This is a genomic window from uncultured Methanobrevibacter sp. (assembly GCF_902774605.1).
Classification (GTDB): Archaea; Methanobacteriota; Methanobacteria; order Methanobacteriales; family Methanobacteriaceae; genus Methanocatella.
In genome coordinates, this window is record NZ_CACYJE010000017.1 from 1 (window position 1) to 22,372 (window position 22,372).

General features: G+C 35.3%; 7 protein-coding genes. 3 read left to right on the forward strand and 4 right to left on the reverse strand.

Annotated elements, in window-relative coordinates; translation table 11 throughout:
• Positions 1 to 10,686: right-handed parallel beta-helix repeat-containing protein (locus tag QZU77_RS04995; RefSeq protein WP_295600919.1), on the reverse strand; the 10,686-nt coding region annotated here is incomplete at its 3' end.
• A gap of 597 nt (positions 10,687 to 11,283) precedes the next feature.
• Here QZU77_RS04995 and QZU77_RS05000 point away from each other — a divergent pair.
• Complete coding sequence (locus QZU77_RS05000) at positions 11,284 to 11,898, forward strand: TetR/AcrR family transcriptional regulator (RefSeq protein ID WP_295600922.1); 615 nt, start codon at positions 11,284 to 11,286, stop codon at positions 11,896 to 11,898.
• A 19-nt stretch (positions 11,899 to 11,917) separates the two neighbouring features.
• Complete coding sequence (locus QZU77_RS05005) at positions 11,918 to 12,517, forward strand: TetR/AcrR family transcriptional regulator (protein WP_295600925.1); 600 nt, start codon at positions 11,918 to 11,920, stop codon at positions 12,515 to 12,517.
• Between the two features lie 17 nt (positions 12,518 to 12,534).
• On the opposite strand, the gene QZU77_RS05010 is transcribed toward QZU77_RS05005, so the two are convergent.
• The 3 genes from QZU77_RS05010 to QZU77_RS05020 all read right to left on the reverse strand — a co-directional run bounded on the left by QZU77_RS05010 (position 12,535) and on the right by QZU77_RS05020 (position 20,516).
• On the reverse strand, positions 12,535 to 12,696 hold the full coding sequence (locus QZU77_RS05010) for a hypothetical protein (protein WP_295600929.1): 162 nt from the start codon (positions 12,694 to 12,696) through the stop codon (positions 12,535 to 12,537).
• 958 nt (positions 12,697 to 13,654) lie between these two features.
• Positions 13,655 to 17,041, reverse strand: coding sequence for a C1 family peptidase (locus QZU77_RS05015; protein ID WP_295600932.1), 3,387 nt, complete (start codon positions 17,039 to 17,041; stop codon positions 13,655 to 13,657).
• A gap of 388 nt (positions 17,042 to 17,429) precedes the next feature.
• Positions 17,430 to 20,516, reverse strand: a complete 3,087-nt coding sequence (locus QZU77_RS05020; RefSeq protein ID WP_295600935.1) for a C1 family peptidase — start codon at positions 20,514 to 20,516, stop codon at positions 17,430 to 17,432.
• A gap of 493 nt (positions 20,517 to 21,009) precedes the next feature.
• On the opposite strand from QZU77_RS05020, the gene QZU77_RS05025 reads away from it, so the two are divergent.
• The gene (locus QZU77_RS05025; protein WP_295600939.1) at positions 21,010 to 22,191 is read left to right on the forward strand and encodes an ATP-binding protein; all 1,182 of its coding nucleotides are present in this window, start codon (positions 21,010 to 21,012) and stop codon (positions 22,189 to 22,191) included.
• Positions 22,192 to 22,372: the final 181 nt, after the last annotated feature.

The following is a 22,372-nucleotide window of genomic DNA, read 5'->3' on the forward strand; positions in this document are numbered from 1 at the left end:
GGCATTTGTTTGTTTGATTGCTACGTTGAATGTTGTGGAGTCTGTTCCGGAGTAGTTGCCGTTTGTAACTGTGACGTTGGCAGTGTGTGTGCCTACAGTCAGGCCGTCCACGGTAACGTTTCCAATGCCATTTTGTACAATTGCGGTGTAAGGTGTTTCATCGACGTAAACGTGGTATTCTCCGTCGACATCCGCTTTGACAATAATTATGGCTTTTTCTTCGTAGGTTATGTTTTTAACAGACACTGAAACATCAACTGGTTTTATTGCAACAGTGAAAGTTGCGGAATCTGACCCTGAGTAGTTGCTGTCAACGACAGTGGCATTAGCAACGTGATTGCCTGCTACCAGATTATCGACAGTAACGTTTGCAACACCATCAGTGACAATTACAGTATATGGGGTGTCATCAACATAAACCAGATATTCACCATCAACATCCGCTTTAACAACAACTACGGCTTCTTCTGAGTAAGTTATGTTTTCAACGGATACGCTTACATTAACAGCTTTTGGAGCCACATTAAATTCTGCTTGATCAAATGCTGAATAATTGCCGTCATCAATGACGATTTCTGCATCATAATCTCCAACAACTAGACCGGCAATAACCTTACTTGCTTTACCGCCAATCACTTCAATAAGATATTCATCTCCGTTCACGGTTAAAGTGTACATTCCATCAAGTTCTGCAGTAATGTTGATAATTGCACTTTCAGTCCATGTAATGTTCTCAACAGCCAGTTCAACATTGACCATTTTAGGATTGACGTTGAATGCGGTTTCATTGAATGCAGTGTACCTGTCATCACGTTTAACGGTTACTGGGATTTGATATCCAACAGTTAAATTGGAAACGAATAATACTCCATTTCCTCCGTTAACGGATACTGTGTAGTTAACATCCCTGAGTGTCACTATGTACTCTCCGGATACATTTGCCTGAACGATCACGACAGCGGTGTCGCCATAAACGATATTTCCTACAGTCACGATTGCAGTAACCTCTTTGGAAGCCACATCGAATGTTGTATTGTATGATCCAATGTAGTTGTTTTCATCTATGGATACTGAAGCTGTGATGTTTTCAGCTGGGCTTAAGCCGGAAACTGTAACGTTTCCTACACCGTCAACAACGTTTACAGTGTAGTTTTGATTGTTTATCTTTATAATGTATTTTCCATCAACTTCACCAATAACGTTTACAATCGCATCCTCGCCCTCTACAATATCTTCAACGCTGATTATGACCCAAACAGGTTTAGGAGCCACTTCGAATGCGGTTTCACTGTATGCAATGTAGTAATCGTGAATGAGAGTTGCGTTAGCATAGTATGTTCCAGCATCCAAGTTAGGAACGGATACGTTTCCGGTACCGTCAATTACGGTGACTGTGAAGTTTTCATCGCCTACCCAAACAAGATAATCGCCGTCAACATTACAATTGATGGTGACTGTTGCCTCTTCGCCGTAGATTATATCTGATACTTCAAGGGTTAAGTCAACATTTGGTGAATTGACGAATATTATGCTGGAATTGACTGTGGAATCTGCGGTGTAGTAGGAGTCTCCGCTGTAGGTACCTGTGACAATGTATCTTCCAGCGCTCAGGTTAGGAACAACAAGGTCCTCAAGACAGGATTGTGTGATATTGTAGATGACTTCCGCATCTCCAGAGTATACCTTATAGGTGATGTTTCCGTCTGCATGGATTGGGACTTTCACGCTGACTGTTGCGTTTTCACCCTCTACAATCAACTCATTTATTATTCTGAAAAATCCGTCCGCTTTATTGACTGTCAATGTTGCATTCGCAGTTGTCTCAGCGTATTCCTTACTTTCGAATACATGAATGAGGATTTCATAACTGCCAGGTTTCAAGTCTAAAGCAGGGAATGCGAATGTTACCTTGTCCCTGATATAATATGTGAGTGTTTCATTGCCTATGATTGCTGTGTAGTAATCTCCAACATCAGTGCTCACATCTATGTTAATCTTATCTCCATAGTTGATTACAACATCATTCACTATAATGTTCACTGGGAACTTGTTCACTTTCACATGAAGCATTTCAGTGGCTGGAAGGTAGTTCCTATCCCCATCAAAGGTTGCCATGATTAAGTAATCGCCATGGGTCAATGTGAGGTTTTCCAATTCGTCCTTGGTGTAGGATTTGCCGTTCAATGTATAAACAACATGGTTGGTTCTATTACCGAATATTGTGACGTTTAAGTTCTCGCCTTGAACAATGTCCGGTATTGTTACTTTTATTTTTGGGTCTACGCGGTTGACGGTGAATGTTTTGGTTACCTTATTGAAAATGTATGTGTTTGAATTGCTGTCTTGTGCATTCACTGTCACGGTATAGTCCCCACCGCTAGGGCGGTTTAAAGTGTAGGTGAACTTATTGTCACTTACAAGTGCATCATAGGTTTTGGAGTCGATGTTCAACCTAATGGTGAAATCAATGTTTGTACCAACGTCAATTGTACCCTCAATTGTTTCGTTTTCACCGTAGTCAATGTCATAAACAGTGAAATCAACGTTCATGGCATCGAATGTAGTGTTGGTAATTTTTGGGTTCTGATTTACACTATAGATGTTTCTGTAATTGTCTGCCTTATTGCCTGTAAACGCACAGTCATCGATGGTCACGTCATTTGATGTAGTGTATAATGTGCCATTGCCTGAAACTGTGTTTGCAGAAAATGTGGATCCGATAACTGATATTTTTTCATCCTCACTGTAAACAACATGGTTAGCAGTGTTGTCTGTGAATGTACAGTCTTTGATTGTTTGATTGCTGTTTTCTCTTGAGCAAATAATGTTCCTCAATTCATTGCCGGTAAATACGGAATTTTCAATAAGCAGATTGGAACGCATCTCTGCACAAATGGCATTATTTCCTTGAGTGTTATTGGCAAACACGGATTCAATGAGAACGTCACGGCAACCGCTAAGATAAATGATATGTCCGGATACCTTGTTGTCAACAAAGTCATTTGATATGACTTTTGCTGATTTCGCGAAGTTTATTGAAATGAGGTTGCCGACATTTGTGACAATGTTGTTTTCAAATGTTGACTCGTTAATAATGACAGATCCTGAAATGGTATAAATGAAGTATCCTGCTTGGATATTGTCATGGAATTCAGATTCAGAAATGGTTAAATTTCCATAACTGCCAATAAGTGAGTCGCAATTAGTGTTATTGACAAAGACACATTCATTGACAGTCAGATTACCTTCATTATCAATGATTGCATATTCACTGTTAAATCCTGTGAGTATGATGTCTTCTAGGGTAACATCGGAAGTTTTATTGATATACAAAAATTCTAAACCTGTTGAGTTTCCGTCAAATACAACAACTCCAAGTGAAGTAATGGTTAATTTCTTACCTGAAACTGTCACTCCAAGATTGTCAGCACCAGTATAGTTCCCTTCTTTTACATAAATGATGTCATCATCTGAAGCATCAGCGATAGCTTCACGTAATGTGTCGAATTTATGACCAGTACTGTTGACAACGAAATTACCCTCATAATCAGTGACTTTGAATGTGGTTGTGTTCACTGCATCATTATAGTTTTCATCACCTTCACGGACTGCAAATACAGTGTAGTTTCCTTCTCCAACACTTTCCAAGGTTATTTCACCATAACTATCGGTAATGTTGACAGTTAAAAACTTGTTATTGAATAGAAGATTGATGATTCCGTCTTTGGTTGCATTGACTTTTAAAACAGGTGCAGCCACTAATGCATCCCTAAGGACAATGTCTTCAACAGTGAGATTGATGTATACATTTGCCTTATGGACGATGAGCCTGTCAATTACTGCTTCACCATAATAAACGTTGCCGTTGCTGTCATAAATGATTTCATTTAATATGACGTCATAAATGCCTTTTGGCATGACACCTACATTGTGTTCAAATATGCCTTCTACAATGTCGACTGTTGCATCAGTATTGTTGACGAATCCTGGCAGGATTAGCTGAACGTCCATGTTGAATTGAGGGTCAAGTGTACCAGTAATTACTACAGGGACGCCGTATTCGCCATCAGGTATGTGCAATATCACATCATAGAAATCAAATATGTTTTCACTGAATTGAATATCTCCAGCATTGTATATGTTTGCAAACTCGTCGGCATAGTTAATTCCAAATACAGATTCTGTAAGTTTTAAAGTTTTGTTGTTATATATAGCTCCACCTTTGCCGTTTGCGGTATTGGCAACGAATGTTGAATTATTAACGATAGCAATATTATTATTGTAAATAGTACCACCGTCATTTTCTGCATAGTCTCCTGTGAATGTTGAATTAAAGACTTCTAATTCATTTTCACTGTAAATTGCTCCACCATATCCGTTTGCAGTATTGTCTTCAAAAGTGGAGTTGATAACTTGTAATATTCCTGTACTGTAAACTGCTCCACCATTAATACCTTCATTTTCACGGAAAACACTGTCTTTAATATTTAATGAGCCAGAGCTGTATATTGCACCACCATTTCCATAATTAATGTTTTCTGTGAAATTAGTGGAGATAACGTCTGCATTTCCATTGTTGAATATAACGGAATTAGCATTAATGATATTTCCTGCAAATACGGTTGAATCAACGGATAATTCTCCTTCATTTAAAACAATTGCATTGTTGATTACATTGTCGGAAAATTCACAGCCTGATATGTTTAAGAAACCAGCATTGTATATGATTGCTTCGGTTTCAAAATCAGTGAATATACAGTTTTTAAATGTTAAAGTACCCTTATTCTCAAATGATGCATGATCTTTCATGCCTCCATCAGTAAAGTTTATGCCTTCAAATACAACATTGCATCCTTCAGCCACTGTAAAGAACCATTGTGTAGCGTTACCATCGAAAATAACCATACGCTCTTTGTAATTCTTAATTGTGAATGATTTGGTGATTTCAATTTCCATGTTCTCCTCAATATGGTAATTGAAATTAGCATAGATAATGCCATTTTCCTCAACGGCCTCAATGGCATCGGTTAGGTTTTCAAATACATCATCCGGGGATGTGAAGAAATTCGCCACTTTTACTTCAAATGGCTCTCCGAAGATATAGGTATTGAAGTCATGGTCGTTCATAACACCTAGAGTATAGTTTCCTCCAATCACGTCCTCGAAAGTGATGTAGAAATTTTGAGACCCGTTATTGTATACTGTGTATAATGGCAATGTATTATTGTACAATAAAACCACTGAATCAAAAGAATCTTTGGATGTACCGTTGACAGTGACTATTTGCTCGATTTTATCTATGTCGAGACTGTATATTTCACCGGTACCATCGAAAAGACAATATTGGGCCTTTATTTCCTCAATTTCAGTACCTGCAAAGTAATTCCTTGTACGGCTTCCCTCTTCACCCTGGAAGTTGTCTAAAAAGGTACAGAAGCCGAATGTTGCTGATGAGTATTGTTCGAGATCAGCCTCAATATAGATTGCTCCACCTTCTTCGCCTGCAATATTACCTATAAATGTACAGTTTAGTGCAATGAGAGTTGCATCTTGGTCGGAATTCATTGAACCGATACATATGGCTCCACCATAATCCTCAGCAAAGTTGTTGTAGAAATTACAGCCGGTCATGGTCAAAGTACCTGCAACCAGTTCAATAGCTCCACCTTCACTGTTGTATCCATTGATTACTGTAATGTTTTCAAGTGTAATGGTAGGGCCTTCTGTAGTATATACAATTGGAATAGGAGGAACTGTCTCAATTACTTCTACTTCAGTATCATATGTTAAATGCAAGAAGTAATTCTCGCCTTCACAGTCAAAGATAACCTCTTCGCCTGGATAAGCTCTGATTGTTATTTCCAATTCACCTTCAATGTCAATTCCGCAGAATCCCCATCCATTGTAGGTTCCGCCTCTAACTGTAATGATACCGCCCATTAATGAAGCTTCGTCTATTGCCTCTTCCAGGGTGTCGAAATATTGAGGATCATCATCTTCATCCTCTTGGTAGATGAAGTTACCGGTTTCTTCATAGTCATCGAAAATGGATTCATCATCACTAAGCATTTCATCATTAGCGGCAATGAGAAGGTCGTCCTGTGAATTCAATTTGAAATTATTGGCGCCTAATGTATTTAAGACAATCTCATCAATTGGAGATTGGCTAGTGGATAGGGAAGTCACTAATGTTTGCTCAGGTTCATTAACTTTCAAGACCGCTTCGGTGGAACTTGATATGTAGTTTACGCGTTCCTTTGAAGTGACCTTGATTGTGTAGGTTCCAGGTGCGAATGTTTTATCAACTTCAATGGACTTGCTGCCGTTGATTAATGTGACGAGCTTGTAGTCTCCAATTTCTATTGTGTATATTGACGGAGCATTGGCTTCAATGTTTACAATTATGCTTTCACCAGCTTCCACTTCCACATCCGCTACAGATATGATTGCATTGGCCTTATTCACTTCAAAGTCAACTAGTGAATATGCAGGCTCGTAATCTTCATGAGTGTAGTAAGCTACGAGAGTGTATTTGCCGGCATCTAATTTCAATGATTCGAGTTCTTCTTTTGTATAATAAACTCCATTCAAATAGTAGCCAATAGTGCCATTAACATTTGCAGGTAATGTTTCAGTGACCTTTACGGTTTCACCATAGGTGATGTTGTCAACGGAAACATTCAAATCAATGGTAGCCTTGTTGACTCTGAAAATTTTAGTAATGCTGTCCATAACGTAGGTATTGTTGTTGTAATCCACAATGCCGTTTAAAACAGCATGATGTTTGCCAGAATTCAATATGTCTGTATTATAGGTGAATGCATTGTCCTTGATTTCCACAATGATGTTTTCACCGGCAACTGTTAAATTGGCTGCAGCATAGAGATTGGTACCTGTGTCTGCTTTACCGCTGATTACTGAGCTTTCACCATATTTAACATTCCTTGCATTTAATTCGGCATTCTTAACATCAAAAGTGGAATCGTGAGCTACGGTAAATCCATTGCTGTAAATGTTTCTGTATTCTCCAGTGTTGTCTGCAAATACGCATTCGTCAAGGAATGCTGTAACTTTAGGAGATGTTGCAATAGCTCCTCTTGTTGCACTGTTATTTGCAAAGACGCTGCTTTCTATGAATAGTCTGAGCTTTTCATTATTAGGGTTTTTGACTAAAATCACTGAACCGACTTTTCCTTTATTGTCTTTGAACATGCATGTGTCAATGTTTGCATTTGAAGTTCCATCGAGGCATATGACTCCGCCATCAACATCCTTGTTGGAGTTGCTTTCGAAATTGGATAAGCTAATGTCCAATGTTGCTTCAGCATCGTTGGCATTAACATATATTACTCCACCTTCAAGCTCGGCATTTTCTCCCTTATTGTTCTTGATGTCGTTTTTGCTGAAAACGGATACTGTGACACTCACATATCTGGAATTGTTGCCGACATATATTGCTGATCCTTTAACCGCAGTGTTCTGTTCAAAGTCACATGATGCGACTGCAGATTCAAACTGAATCAGGTTTTTGAAGTGCAATGCTCCTCCTTCACGTGCAGTGTTGTTAATGAATCTGGAAGAGGTGATTGAAACGTCCTCATAACCCAGTGATGTGACTGCTGCAGTGCTTGCTTTTAGCGGTGCGACATTGTTTATGAAATTACAGTTGTCAATCTCTAATAATTCTCCGTCACTGAATATGGCTGCTCCACCATTTTCAGCAAATGTGGTCTTTGTAATTTTATTGTCTGTAAAGTTACATGAATTTACTGTAAGATATCCGTGATTGACTATGGCTCCATAATTGGTGTTTCTGTTGCGTATTCCTTTGAATGTTATTCCGTATATGGTGACTTCGGCGGTTTCCTGAACTATAATGAAATTGCCGTCATGACCTTGAGCATCAAAGACTGCACCTTCCAATCCAATGAGGTCTAAAGTCTTATTGGATATTACAATGCCTGTTTCACTATAAGTTCCTGTTTTAATGAAAATTGTATCTCCATCATTGGAATTTTCGATAGCCTCTTTTAAAGTATCATATTCAGCATTTGTGCTCACTACAACGAAGTTGCTGTAGGTTTTGCTTACTGAAAATGTTGTGAAATTCAATGCAAGAGTAAAGTTCTCATCACTACCGCTCATACCAAGGACTGTATAATTACCTAAATCAAGGCCAGTCAATTGTACGCTACCTTTACCATTTACAACTTCAACCTGATATTGTGTGTTTCCAATGAAAATTGTGAAAGTTTTATCCCAATTTGCATAAACATTTAAAACAGGTATTTCAGGTATTAATACATCTTTTACTTCAAGTTTCATTATTATTTTAGCTCTTTCAATAAATATTTTTGCATATGGGTAATTATCCAAATAGAATTCATTTCCATTTATATCGGAGTAATAGTTATGGAGATAGAAATGATCAGCACTGTCCTGTTGTTTATCACTTCCGGACATTTCGATTTCATGTGTTCCTCCGGAAAGTAATCCCATACTCATATTGAATTTATTATCTTCAATTGTAACTACATCCCCAATAATATCATCATCTAAAAGTCCTGATAAAAGGGTATAATTGTTATTCAAATTGGATCCCCAATCAAAAATACCATCAAAAATATACTCAACACCATAGACGCTGTCTTTTACATTTATTGTTAAGTTCAAATCATATTCATTATACTCTAAATTAATTTTCCTTGTGAGTGATTCAGAGTATATGTTCCTGTAAGTGGTTGCAACATTTGTATCGAAAACACAGCTTGTAATATTTATGAGTCTGTCTGTGAGGTTGGTTATATAAATTGCCCCTCCAATTTCAGCAATATTTCCCATAAATAAGGTGTCATGGACTTCAAGGTTGCTGGCATATATTGCTCCACCTTCACCAGTAGCCACATTAGTGGTAAATTCTGAGTCGGTAATATTTAAATAAGAAGAGGAATCTGCATTGATTGCTCCACCTTGACTGCCTGAATTGGAATCGAAAGTACAATCATATATATTTGCAATAGTGTTTTTGAAAAGTGATTGACCATTTGATTCAAAAATACATTCATAAAGTCCTAAGTTTGAATTTTCCGCGTTAATCGGAGTTCCTGGTTCATTTTCGGAATTGACAGTGTTGTTAAATATACAATCTGTAATGGTACATTCTGCAGTAGTATTGAATTTTAATGCAGCATATATAAATTTGCCGATTACAGTTATATCTTCCATGTGAAGTTCTCCATTAGAACCAACAGAGAACAAATAATTTTGAGAATCTGATGAAAAGATGACATCTTCAGCCAATCCTGTAATATCTAATTTAGGGCTGATTGTAACTATTTTATTTACAATATCCACATTAAAATTATTACTTCCAGTCCAAGTTCCTTCTTCAACAGCAATTTCACCAGTTCCGCCAAATGGAATAGCGTTTACTGCATCTTTTAAAGTTTCAAATACTGTAATATTTTCACCTATAGTCAAAACAAAATTAGGTTCTACAATTGTAAAAGTATTTCCAGGATATGAGTATCTTTTTTCCCATTCTTTCATCATGTAAACTGTATAAGTTCCAGCATCCAAGTCCTTGAAAGTTGCAGGATTGAGATTATCGCAAAGTAACCTTTTATTCTCTTCACCATTTAAATATAAAACAGCATAGTTTACATCATCCTCAACCGCAGGAGATATTGTCACTGATTTGGTTACACCCTCTACATCAATATCAAGGGAACCATGTCCTTTAAATCTACAATCATTAAACTCCCAACTTCCAGGGTTGTCGCTACCGTGTTCATATCCAAAATCGTTTTCATCGTCACCTACTTTATTACCTTCAAAATAACAATTATTAAGTTCAACACTACCTGTTTTCTCACATGAGATAGCTCCACCAGTGGATTTTGCCTTATTATTTGTGAATTGACAATTGTTGGCTATAAATGTACCTCCCTCGAACACACTTACGGCTCCACCATAACGGTCTGCATAATTATCAGTCAGTATACAATAGTTCAATGTCAATTGTCCTTTAACTTCAAAAGCACCACCATCATATGATGCTTTTCCCTTTGTGAAAGATATGTGATTGAAAGTTAATTTGGCATTAGAACCAACAATATAGAGGTAGGTATTTATTTTCTCACCACTAAAAATAACCTGATCACCTTCAAAAGGTTGTATAGTTATTGTTGCTTTCTTGTCAAAATCAATTTCGATGTCTCCATCGCTGGTTGGATCATCATCCTCGGTGTATGTACCTGCCGAAACTTTTATTGTTCCTACTGTACTGTCACTACTTGCAATAGCATTCATGGCAGTCATCAAATCTTCGTACCATTTATCTCCTTCTACCCAGTAAAAACAGTCTGTGTCGGCTTTAAGCACATCATCGTTTGAAGCAGAAAGCACTTCTCCTTTTGCATTAGAAGCTGCTTTCACCTCTTTCTGTTTCGATACTTCATATTGAGTATCACTTGCACTAATTTCTTCAACGTCATTGACACTTTCACTCTGATAAACTGGAGTGGAATTGTCTTCTTGCTCATAAGCAATTGATGTCATTTCAATATCGGTATCGCTGACTTGCTCCTGCAATGTGTCATTTGCATCAGCGGCTGAAATTGCACTGACGCTCATGATCATTACAAGGGATATCATCAGCAATATTCCTATCGTTTTTTTCTTCATTTTCAAAATACCTCGTATTTAAATAAAGTATATGGACAGAACGAACGTTCTGTTATTTAAATGCTTTTTAAACAGTACATATCCTTTATTACACTATAATCTTTATTTTAACTTAATATATATCAATTGCTATCGCTGGCCGCTGTCAATCTAAAATATTTTTCCAATTCATTCATTGTTTGCAGTATATTTATATAAAAAGTCCAACTTATGATTAAAAAAATATAAAAAAATATAAAAAAATAGAAAGAAAATTAAATATTTAGAAGAATATTTTTTTGAATGAATCATTCATAAAAAATCATGAAAAAAATTAATTATTTTAACATGTAAAATCTGCAAACTAATTTATTCGTTCCAACATGAGGTTTTTGGCATTCCCGCAATTTCAGGCCAAATTATCCAAAAGCCATTTTTGTCACTATTTTCTTTTTTTGTTGTTTTATATTGTTTTCATTGTTTTAATTAGGTAAAACTATCAAATTAATCAGGTATTTTCCAGTATGATGTAATGTTCATCTGTCATATCAACTTTGCCCTAATGAACGTTCATTCTCTACATCATTTAATAAGTAAAAAAAATAAATTATTATGTGTATGAATACAAAACAATTAATTTTAGAATCGACTTTAAAATTAATGATTGAAAATCATAATTCAATTATCTCAATTAGGCAAATAAGCAATGCATCGGGAATTGCTATCGGTGGAATATACCACCATTTTTCAAATAAAGAAGAGATATATGATGAGATCACTGAAAGATACTATATAAACTTTTACAAATTCGATTTCGACAGGCTCCGCCAGATAAATGGAAATGCAAAAGAGAAAATCCATGATTCCATTGCCGAAATTTTCAAGCAAAAGGAAACAGGAATCGAAATAGAATCGATTGATGATGAAATGGACTACCGTGACATATTGCTGGTTTTGACCGCAAACGGATCCACCTATGAACATTATGATGAGTTGACCCAAGATCTCATAAAAGAAGTAAGGGAATTCTTAACCGGAATTATCAGGGAGGGTCAAAAAAACCGCGAAATCCGACAGGACTTCACAGCCGAGGATATTGCAGATTCATTAATCATCATGTACATGGGAATTCAATACAAATGGGAAATATACTTAATTGATGATATGCTTTCAGAGTTTGAAGATAATTTTAATCTGGAATGGGAAAAGATAAGATTCAGGCAAACTAATTAACTATAAAAAAAGGGGTTAGATGGACACTAAAGATTTGATTCTTGAAAAAACGCTAAAACTAATATTGGAGAAAGGCACAATTGATATTTCAATCAGTGACATTCGAAACGCTACAGGACTTGCAACCGGCGGCATATATTATCATTTTTCAGATAAAAACGACATTTTTCAAGAAATTTTGCAAAAGTATATGGTGGATTATATCAAAATCGATTTTGACAAACTCACCCTTGAGGGCTCATCAAGGGACCGGATCCATGATGCATTGGCTTATATTTTAGACCACTACATAAAGGGCGTTGAAATTGAAAGCATCAACGAAAAAATCAACTACAACAGCGTAATACTTCTTTTAACCCCAAAGGGATATGCCTATGAGGGAATCAACCGGTTAATCTCACAAGTGGAGAAGGACATTAAAATGTTCTTGACCAACATTGTCGAAGACGGCAAAAGGAAAAATGAAATCAGACAGGACATCTCAACTGAAAACATTGTAGACTCATTGCATATCCTGTATATGGGAATTCAATATTATTGGCTGATTTTCCCGGATGATGACCTTGATTCAATGTTTGAGAAAAACTTTGAAATGACTTGGCAGGCCATCGAATGTTAATGCGGCATTCGTTTTTTTTAGTGATGGGTCACGATTATGTGGTGAATTGCATAGAATATTGAAAAGACTGTCAGGCGGATTCCAATGAATGTGTTGAGCTTGTCACGATTTTTGTATTCGGGGAATATGATCACCAGACATAATGAGGCTTCTGTGATTGTTAATATTGTTTTGAACATTTTTTTTGGTAAGTATCATGGGGGATTAACCCCATAATATGCATTTCAGCAGTTGAATTAATGCTGTCGTAAACATTTGTTGCTGTAATGCATCTCATTTTTTCACTTTTAATATTAATTCCATTTTAAGAACTCATTTTCTAAATTCTAGGATTCTAGTGAATGTTATCTTACCAAAGATGCGTAAGGTATTTTTAACAATCATGTTGTCTGAATATGTTGGTTAAAAAATCAATAAACTGATATTTATAAACCTGCTGATTTAATTGAATAGTAAGATATATTTCAGACATTTATAAAATCTAATTTAAAAAAAGCAGATATTGAATTATCAACCTCATGTCAATGAAAATATCATATATAAAATCCAAACATTAAATATTTTGAAAAAAACTATTTTTAATAAGATATTTGTAATTTTATTGATTTTAAGTAAGAGTCCATTTGGAGTCCATTTTTTGAAAAAATAAGTCAAACTATAAAATAATCAAAATAATGAAAAATATAATTAAAAATTTTAAACCAACTATAAAAATAATTAATCATCAAATTGATTAAAATGGCGTCAATCAAGAGTCCAAAAATGACCACCTGGAGTCCACAACAATAATGGTTGTGTGAAAAAATAGCATATGAACTGATATTTTATCTGTCTATCGTTTTGATTGTGTTAGAAAGTATGGAAAGAGTTTCAAATATTTCCCTGATTATTCTTCACATTAACATCGGCCATTAGCTATTCAAAACCTAATTTCCGAAACCCTTTCATATATCGCAGTGGAAAACCAAATTGATTTGTGAAAACTGGATCGTTAATGTTAATTTTATTTTTCATTAAATTGAAAATAGGAAATTTCTTTTGATTTAAACACCACTAACATTAATTATTAAATAACCATGAAAACAAGATAAAAAAAGAAATAAGTGAATAAATTCACTTATAATTAATTTTTAAACACTATTTGACTTTTACACTAGATTTTACAGTATCCTTAAGGTAAGTCACTTTAACTGTGTATGTTTTTCCTTTTTTGAGCTTTTTGATAACATTCCTCTTAAGTGTCTTTTGTGCAATTCCCCGGGAGTTGGTTTTGACTTTATATGTCTTGCCGTTGAACTTGAATATTATCACCTTACCTTTAACGAGTTTACCGTTGATTTTAAGGGTTGCTTTCAGGGTAAATTTCCTGGCAGTCTTTTTGACGGTGACTTTGCTAACTTTAAGCACCTGTTTTACGGTTACAGTGTTCTTATATGTTTTACCATCATATATTGTGATTATGGTGTATTTATTGGGAACTTCTGTAATTTTGATTTTAGCCATTCCATTTTTGTCTGTCTTAACGGTTAGTGTTTTACCGTTAATTACAAATATTACTGATTGCCCGCCAACAGCAACTTTACCATCACTGGAAACCAGTTTTGCGGTGAAGTAAGATTCTCCGGCATAATCCACTGCAATATTTTTAGAAACAACTTTACAGTTCTGCAAATCCAACATTACACTTACATTGTTTAGATAATACTGATTATTATAGGAAGTTGCAACCACATAATTGCCTGGAACTTCATTTATTTCCAGTTTGGCAATACCCTCATTGTCAGTTGTTGCATTAATTGCCTTCCCGTTTATTGTAAACTCAACAGATGCACCCACAACAGAATGATTATTGGAAGTTACAACTTTAACACTGAAATATGATTCACTTCCGTAAACAACTGAAATATCTGTGTTGGAAGTGACTTTGGAGTCATCTTCTACAGTATAAACCTTCAGGCAGGATACATAATTTGGATATAAATCACTTACGACACCATTTTCAATGTAAAATGATTTATTTTCACTTAAATGAACTCTAATCTCATTTGAAACAGAAACTGGTATCATATTTGAGGTTATTTCTGCAATAAATTCATCCCCCTTTTTAACTGGAACATATTCATTTAACTTGATGGTGTGAAAACCTCCGAACGGAGATACACCATCCTGCGTTAACATCAGATTGCCGTTTACATAGATTTTCACGGTGTAATTGATGCCGCTTTGATTGAAGTATGTTCCGACAGCTGCAATCAGATCATCATCCTCAGCTTCATAGCGATTAAAATAGGTCAGATTATCCGTTTTATCAGGCATTAAGAAAGTACCAGCCCATACAGTATCATACCCGTAATTCTTATTGTACGGCACTGTATTTTCAAGTATTATTCCAACACCCAGGTTAATACTATTTGGGTCTGCAAGAAATGTTTTGTCATAATATGAAATGTAATAGAAACCGTTGTCTCCCACTGAAGTTCCCCAACTGTTTTTAATAATCCATGCCCCGTCACCCGGCGGAGTTTTAAGGAAATTGTCCTTGGAATAATTGTCATCCCATCCAATGACAGAAACCTCATGATTCGCTTTAAGTGCATCAAATGTATATTGTGCAGATGTATTTAAATTCAAATAGCCCTCTTTATCATCATGAGTTGCCCAGTATCCTACGCTTAATGCTCCATATTTCATGATTGCTGTTTTGATTTCTGTACCGTTTAAGGCTTTATCATTTGAAACAAATATTACGTCCTGAACATGAATGACATCAGAACCTGTTGTTATATATGGTGAAAGTTTTCCAACCTCATCATATATGTCAGTTTCTTCAAAAGCAGGACCATACCATCCCACCATATATGATGCAGCAACCGCACCAGAACCGCCTTCATCTAAGTAGGTGCAACCGTAATTGAAGTACTTTAACATGTTATGATGGAGATTTCCTTCAGACAAATCAAGCTCCACCCCATATGTCTTCAAAATTGCTGATTCAACAGCACTGGTTAATCCAAATGTCCAGCAGGCCCCCATTCTACCCTGATCCTTTACTGGCGTAAGCCATCCCCAATCACGCAAATCGAATCTTTCCGGAAGACCCACGACAGTTATGGTGTTGTTGACCGGTTCAAATTTCAGTGCCGGGGAATCAACATATGCCGGATAATCTAGAGTCTGATTGGTGATGACGATTTCATTGTCAAATGTATTATTTTTCCAAATACAATTTCCAACATCATAATAAGTGAAAAGGGCATTCGTATTGTTTGCAAAGATGGAATTGGCAATGGCATAATATGTATCAACGGCCAGTATTGCATTACCTGCACTTGCAGAGTTATTGAGGAAACTGGAGTTGTTTATCAAAATATTGTTGTAATCGGAAAATATTGCGCCTCCCAGACCTGGATAATCCTCAAAGTCTTCGACAGCATTTGAATCAAAAACACAATTGTTAATCTCAGCATTTTCCAAAAATGCCAAATACACCGCTCCACCGTTATGGACTGCACTATTGCTGGTGAAATTTGTATTGTTCATGAAAAGACTACCTCCCAGCTGAATATATGCCCCACCCATCATGGAAGATGAATTGACAAACACCGTATCCAGAATGGTGACCTTGGAATCTATTATATAATCCACATTGACTGCACCTGCATTCTTAAAAGATTTGGTGTTGATAAATTCACAGCCTTTAATATAGACATTGCCACGAGATTTAACTGCAATTGCTCCGGCTGTAATGTTGGCTGTCAGATTGACAAATCTTGAATTGACAACAGTCAGGTTTTTGCACTTTTCAAGATATAATGCACACGCATAAATTGAAGATATGTTTACAAAATCCACATTGTCCAGATTAAATGATGAACTTTTTGCATAAATCTGGCCTCTCATGTTCTGAATGCCTGAAGTCACGAATGTTTTGTAAAGATTAAGATCAGTATCTTCCATATATATTGCTGAACCGGATTCAGCGTAATTGTTGATGAATCTGACATTATTACAGTTGACAGTTCCATTGTAATTCGCTATTGCTCCACCCCGGCCACCTGCATAATTATTTATGAAAGTGACATTGTTCAAGGTAATGCCTCCAGCGGAATATATTGCACCACCCTTGGTGGCATTTCCATTGACAAAAACCAGATTGTTAATTGTAATGTTATTTCCTGTTATATTAAGTATTCCGGACTGCTTATTTCCATCCAGAATATGATTGTTTCCGTTTATCGTGAAATTGCTTTTCTCAATAACAACCGGACCATTGTCGCTTTCATTGCTGAAAGCATAGTCATGCTGCATTTCAAAGGTGTCCTGTGAGTCATCAATATCCCTGTCCAATTGTGTAAATGTCCCCACATTATCCGCCAGTATTTCACTGTTCTGTTGTGTTGATTCAATTTGCATATTGTTTTCACTTGCTATTGCGGCGTCATTCGCATCACTGGCACAAACACAGGTTATGCTCAATAGAAAAATAGCCAAGAACAATATAATCGTGGTTTTTTTGTATTTCATGGTCCCATTCTCCCAATTTTTCATGATAAATATTTTTCAAGAATCTTGTTTTATTCTATACAAACAATCTAAAAGACGATTTTTCTGATTAAAACATTCAATTCCTGCTTAAAAATCTATAAACGAATATATAAATATATAACGATTTGAAAAATAATGGGATTATAAACTGTAATTTGTCCGCCCAGTGATTTGATTGTGAAAAATGAATCATGAAGTTATTAATGTGGTTGATGATTAATTTTTTTAAATTCCTTAAATTACTATTTTTTGATTTAAAGCGTTTTAATGAAAATAAAAAAATAATATTGATTGATGATTAAGGTTGATTATTATAATCCTTAATTAATTAAAATTTAAAAAAATAATTAAAATAGTGCATTGGGCACTATTTTACTTTAACGGTTGTTTTTATTGTATCCTTAAGGTATGTCACTTTGACAGTGTAGGTTTTACCCTTTTTAAGCTTTTTAATAACATTCTTCTTAAATGTCTTTTGAGCAATTCCTTTCTTGTTGGTTTTAACCTTATAGGTTTTGCCGTTGAACTTGAATGTTACAGTTTTGCCTTTAACCAATTTACCATTGATTTTGAGCTTAGCTTTCAAGGTAAACTTCTTAGCAGTCTTTTTGACAGTGACTTTGCTGGCTGTTAAGACCTGTTTTACTGTAACTTTATTGGTATAGGTTTTGCCGTTGAATACAGTTTTGATAGTGTATTTTCCAGGAGTTTGCGTTATTTTTATTTTAGCAATTCCATTGCTGTCAGTATTAACAGTTGTGGTTTTGCCATTGAATACAAATTTAACACTTGATTCCACAACAATCCTGCCATCGGCAGTAACGACTTTAACGGAGAAGTATTTTCCTCCATTATAATCAACTGAAATGTCTTTGTTGGTGGTGATTTTACTGTCATCGGCTACGGTGTAAACCTTAAGGCAAACTGTTCTGTTTTCCAGTGTGATATCCTTCCATGTGCTGCCGTCGGCACTTACAAAAGACATTCCCTGAATATAATGCTGTCTTGAATATGCCTGGTATGGAAGATTGTTGTTTTTGAATACTACTTTAAACTTATCCCCTTTTTTAACTGAAACATATTTGCTTAAAACAATTGTCCTGTATCCTGCAAACTCGCTTACACCGCTTTGTGAGTGCACCAGTTTATCGTTCATGTAAATGTCAAATGAATAATTGATTCCTGACTGGTTGAAGTATGTTCCAACAGCTGCAATCAAATCATCATACTCGGATGTGAACTCATTGGAATAGTGAGTATAATTGCTGTCGAAATCAAACAAACCACCTAAATCTGTCTGGTAATTGACATGGTAATCTATTGCATTAGTGAAAATGCAAGCTGTGAACGGATAAATGCAACCTGTATCTGCGTCAGGTGTAAAAAATGACTTTTCATAGTAGGACAGGTAGAAATATCCTTCATCTCCCCATTCGGTTCCCCAGCTGTTTTTAACAATCCATGCACCATTCTCCGGCGGAGTAATTAGGAAGTTGTCCGCAGAGTAGCTGTCATCCCATCCTATGATGGCAACTGCATGGTCGGCCGGAAGGGATTCATTTGTATACTGTGCAGAAGTATTTTCATTGAAATAAGGTTCTTCAAAACTGCTTGCATAGGCAATTGAAACTGCACCGTAATTTAAAATCGCTTTTTTAACCTCATCAACATAATTGCCGGCATCAGGCATTATGAATAAAACATCATGAAGATGTATCTTATTTGGGCTTTCAACAAAAACGGATAATTTCCCGACTTCATCATATTCATCTTCTGTTTCACCAACACTCAGCCAGCTGACCACATTAGCCAAAGCCGTATAGTCCAATCCTCCTTCAATAGCCCGTAAATCTCCAAATTCTGAGTATCTTATTTGGAGATTCTGAATATAGTTTTCAGAGACATCATATCTGATGCCTGTTGCTTTTAAAAGAGCGGTTTCCAACGCTTCTGCAAAGGCAAATGTCCAGCATGAGCCCATCCTGCCCTGATTTTTAACTGGAGTAATCCATCCCCAGTCACGCAAATCAAACCTTGAGGGAAGAGTTGAAATACTGATTGTATTGTCAATTAAAGTCAGATTCAATCCGGGATATTCGAAAGATACGGGTGAATAAAATGACTGATTGGTGATTACACTGTCATTGGTATATTCATTATTGTTGAGAATGCAATTGTTTTTGTCAAAATCTGTGAAAATCGCATTTGCATTGTTTTTAAACACACAACTGGTGATATTATAACATGAATCACAGGCATATACTGCATTTCCAAGATATGCGAAGTTATTGAGGAATTCTGTTCGGGTCAGTGTCAGGTTACTGATGTCGCAATATACTGCGCCGCCGTAGTGGTTACCGGACAGTTTGTTTGATTCAAAAATACAATTGTCAATTGTTGTGTTGGTAAATGAGATGTAAACTGCTCCCCCAACCTGGGCATTATTGTTTGTGAAGTTGGAACCGTTCAGGATTAAACTGCCTCCAAGCTGAATATATGCTCCGCCAATCATGGATGATGAATTTATAAACGCACACTCAGTTACTGTAGCATTGTAGGCTTCCATTACATAATCAACCATTATAGCGCCTGCATTTTTAATGGATTTGGTGTTGAGGAACTCACAGCCTTTGATACATAAGTTACCTGTCCATTTTACGGCAATTGCTCCTGCGGATTTCTCGGCTGTAAGATTAATGAATCTGGAATTAATGATTGAACTTTTAGAATTTTCAAAATAGAGTGCGGATGCATAAGTGGAAGTAATGTTAATGAAATCTGAATCATCTATGCTGACTGAGGAATCTGTGGCATAAATTTGACCATATTTACCAGTGCTGTGTGATGTGACAGATGAGTTTGAGACCTTTAATGTGGCATTATCTAAATATATTGATGATCCCCTTTCACCATAATTGTCAATAAAGCGGGACCCTGCGCAATTTAATATACTGTCATAAATGAAAATTGCTCCGCCACGACTGGCATTATTGGCGATGAAAGTCACATTGTTTAATGTAATATGGCCTGTAGCATATATTGCACCTCCTTTATTGCTATTACCGTTGATGAATATGAGATTGTTGATTGTTATATTGCTTCCTGTAATCTTGAATATTCCGGATTGCATGTTTGCATCCAGAACATGATTGTTTCCGTTTATTGTGAAATCGCTTTTATTAATAACAACCGGACCACTGTCAGTTTCATTGCTGAAAGTGTAGTCATACTTCATTTCAAATGTGTCATGTGATGCATTAATATCCTTGTCCAGTTGTGAGAATGTATTCGGATTATCCGTTATTATTTCGTTTTCAGTTGTCTTGAGTGTTACCGGTTCCATTTGCATGATGCCCTCGCTTGTTGTATCATTCATATCCCCTGCATTAACGGTTGCAATTGAGAATATGAAAATTGCAAGAAGCAGTAGAATCATGCTTTTTTTGTATTTCATCCCTTTCCAAACTCCTAATAAATTTCATGATAAATGTTTTATATCATTCAAACAATCGTAAAAATATATGATATTTGTTTAAAACTTCTAAAACATGACTAAAAGTCTATCAACGAATATATAAATATATAACGGATTTGGAGAACAGAGAGCAGATAAACTGATATTTTTATAACTAATTATTTGTTGCAAAAAATACATAACATACTTTTTGACCACCATGGGTGCAGCAATTCTTGTATAAACAATTAAAAATATCGCATTCCAATATCTGTAAAATATTAATCATTAATAATAACAGAAAACTGTATGTTTGAACCATATGGCGAAGATATTCAGCATCAATTACACATAATGTTTAATTATAATCTGACCTGAAAAAATTAACAAGTATAAATCATTATACTTCATCAGATAAGTATAATTTTTTATACTAAATGGAAAAGTATAATTTAATATACTAGTATAAATAAATAAACAATAGGTGAATTAAATGAATTCAAAACCCTTATTTTTACACAACAATTTAGATGAATATTTCTACAACAGAAAAGAAGATATCAAAAAACTCAAATACCAAATAGATTCCCTAAATTACTCATTACCTCAACAAATATTGTTAACTGGATACAGAGGAGTAGGAAAAACCTATCTTCTAAAAAAAATAATGACAGAAATAGAACCCAATATAATATGCACATATATTGATATCGCCCAACTTTATGCACGAACAAAGGAAGAATTAACAATAGAAACAGTACTTATCGAACTATTAAAAGAGATGAATCAAAGCATACAAGCAAATAACTACAAAAACAAGTACAAAGCAAAAATAACTGAATTAATAAATAATCTGAAACTCAAAAAATATGATTTCCATGACATAACAACCATACTAGACATACCCGTGCCTAAAACTGAAACTAACTACGGAAAATTAAGTCAATTTGTAATGGAATTTCCTCAAAAAATAGTGGATGAAATGGATGAATTAAATGGATTTGTAATAATCATAGATGAATTCCAAATGTTAAGAAAAATAAACCATCTAGACAAATTCTTTTGGTTAATTCGAAGTTACAACCAAACACAGCATAACGTAAGCTATATATTTACAGGATCAATATCAAGAAGTTCAGACATTATAAACGAATTAAATGGTGAAAGTGGAGCATTTGGTGGAAGATTACAACAAATAACAATTGACCCATTCAGTAAAGAAGAAACAAAAGCATACTTTAAAGACAAAATGAGTGAAATAAAATTTACTGAAGAAGGATTTGAAAGATTTTACAAATGCACAAGAGGAATACCATTATACATAAACAGTTTTTACAATGTTATGGACAGCAATCAAATATACACTCCTGAAATAGTTAAAAAAACATTTTTCACAAATATGGAGCAAATCCTAATAATGTGGATAAAAATTTGGAGCAGCTTAAACAAAAACGAAAAAGACATAGTCGAACAATTAGTTGAAGAAGATTCACTAACCTGGAGCGAATTACTAGAAAAAACAAATATTTCAAGAGGAACATTTAACAAATATCTAACAAGCCTCAAAGATAAAGGAATAATAGGTTACACAAACCAAAAATATTCAATCGAAGATGAAATGCTTAAAACATGGTTAAACTATGAACAAGAAGTATATGGAATTTATCCATTATAAATTCCTTATCTCCTTTAAGCTTCAAAATAGATTAAACCCAACCATGAATCAGTCGAATTAACAAACTTATCACGAATATATTCTTTTTTATTCCTTTTCACAACACACGAGAAAGTTCATAAACTGATATTAATATACCTATTATTTTCACCATACATGGAAAAATAGACTGGAAAAAACT

What these genes read in the sequence shown, in the direction of transcription:
- QZU77_RS05000 (WP_295600922.1), top strand. Translation starts at nt 11,284, where the DNA reads ATGAATACAAAACAATTAATTTTAGAATCGACTTTAAAATTAATGATT.
- QZU77_RS05005 (WP_295600925.1), top strand. Translation starts at nt 11,918, where the DNA reads ATGGACACTAAAGATTTGATTCTTGAAAAAACGCTAAAACTAATATTG.
- QZU77_RS05010 (WP_295600929.1), bottom strand. Translation starts at nt 12,696, where the DNA reads ATGTTCAAAACAATATTAACAATCACAGAAGCCTCATTATGTCTGGTG.
- QZU77_RS05015 (WP_295600932.1), bottom strand. Translation starts at nt 17,041, where the DNA reads ATGAAATACAAAAAAACCACGATTATATTGTTCTTGGCTATTTTTCTA.
- QZU77_RS05020 (WP_295600935.1), bottom strand. Translation starts at nt 20,516, where the DNA reads ATGAAATACAAAAAAAGCATGATTCTACTGCTTCTTGCAATTTTCATA.
- QZU77_RS05025 (WP_295600939.1), top strand. Translation starts at nt 21,010, where the DNA reads ATGAATTCAAAACCCTTATTTTTACACAACAATTTAGATGAATATTTC.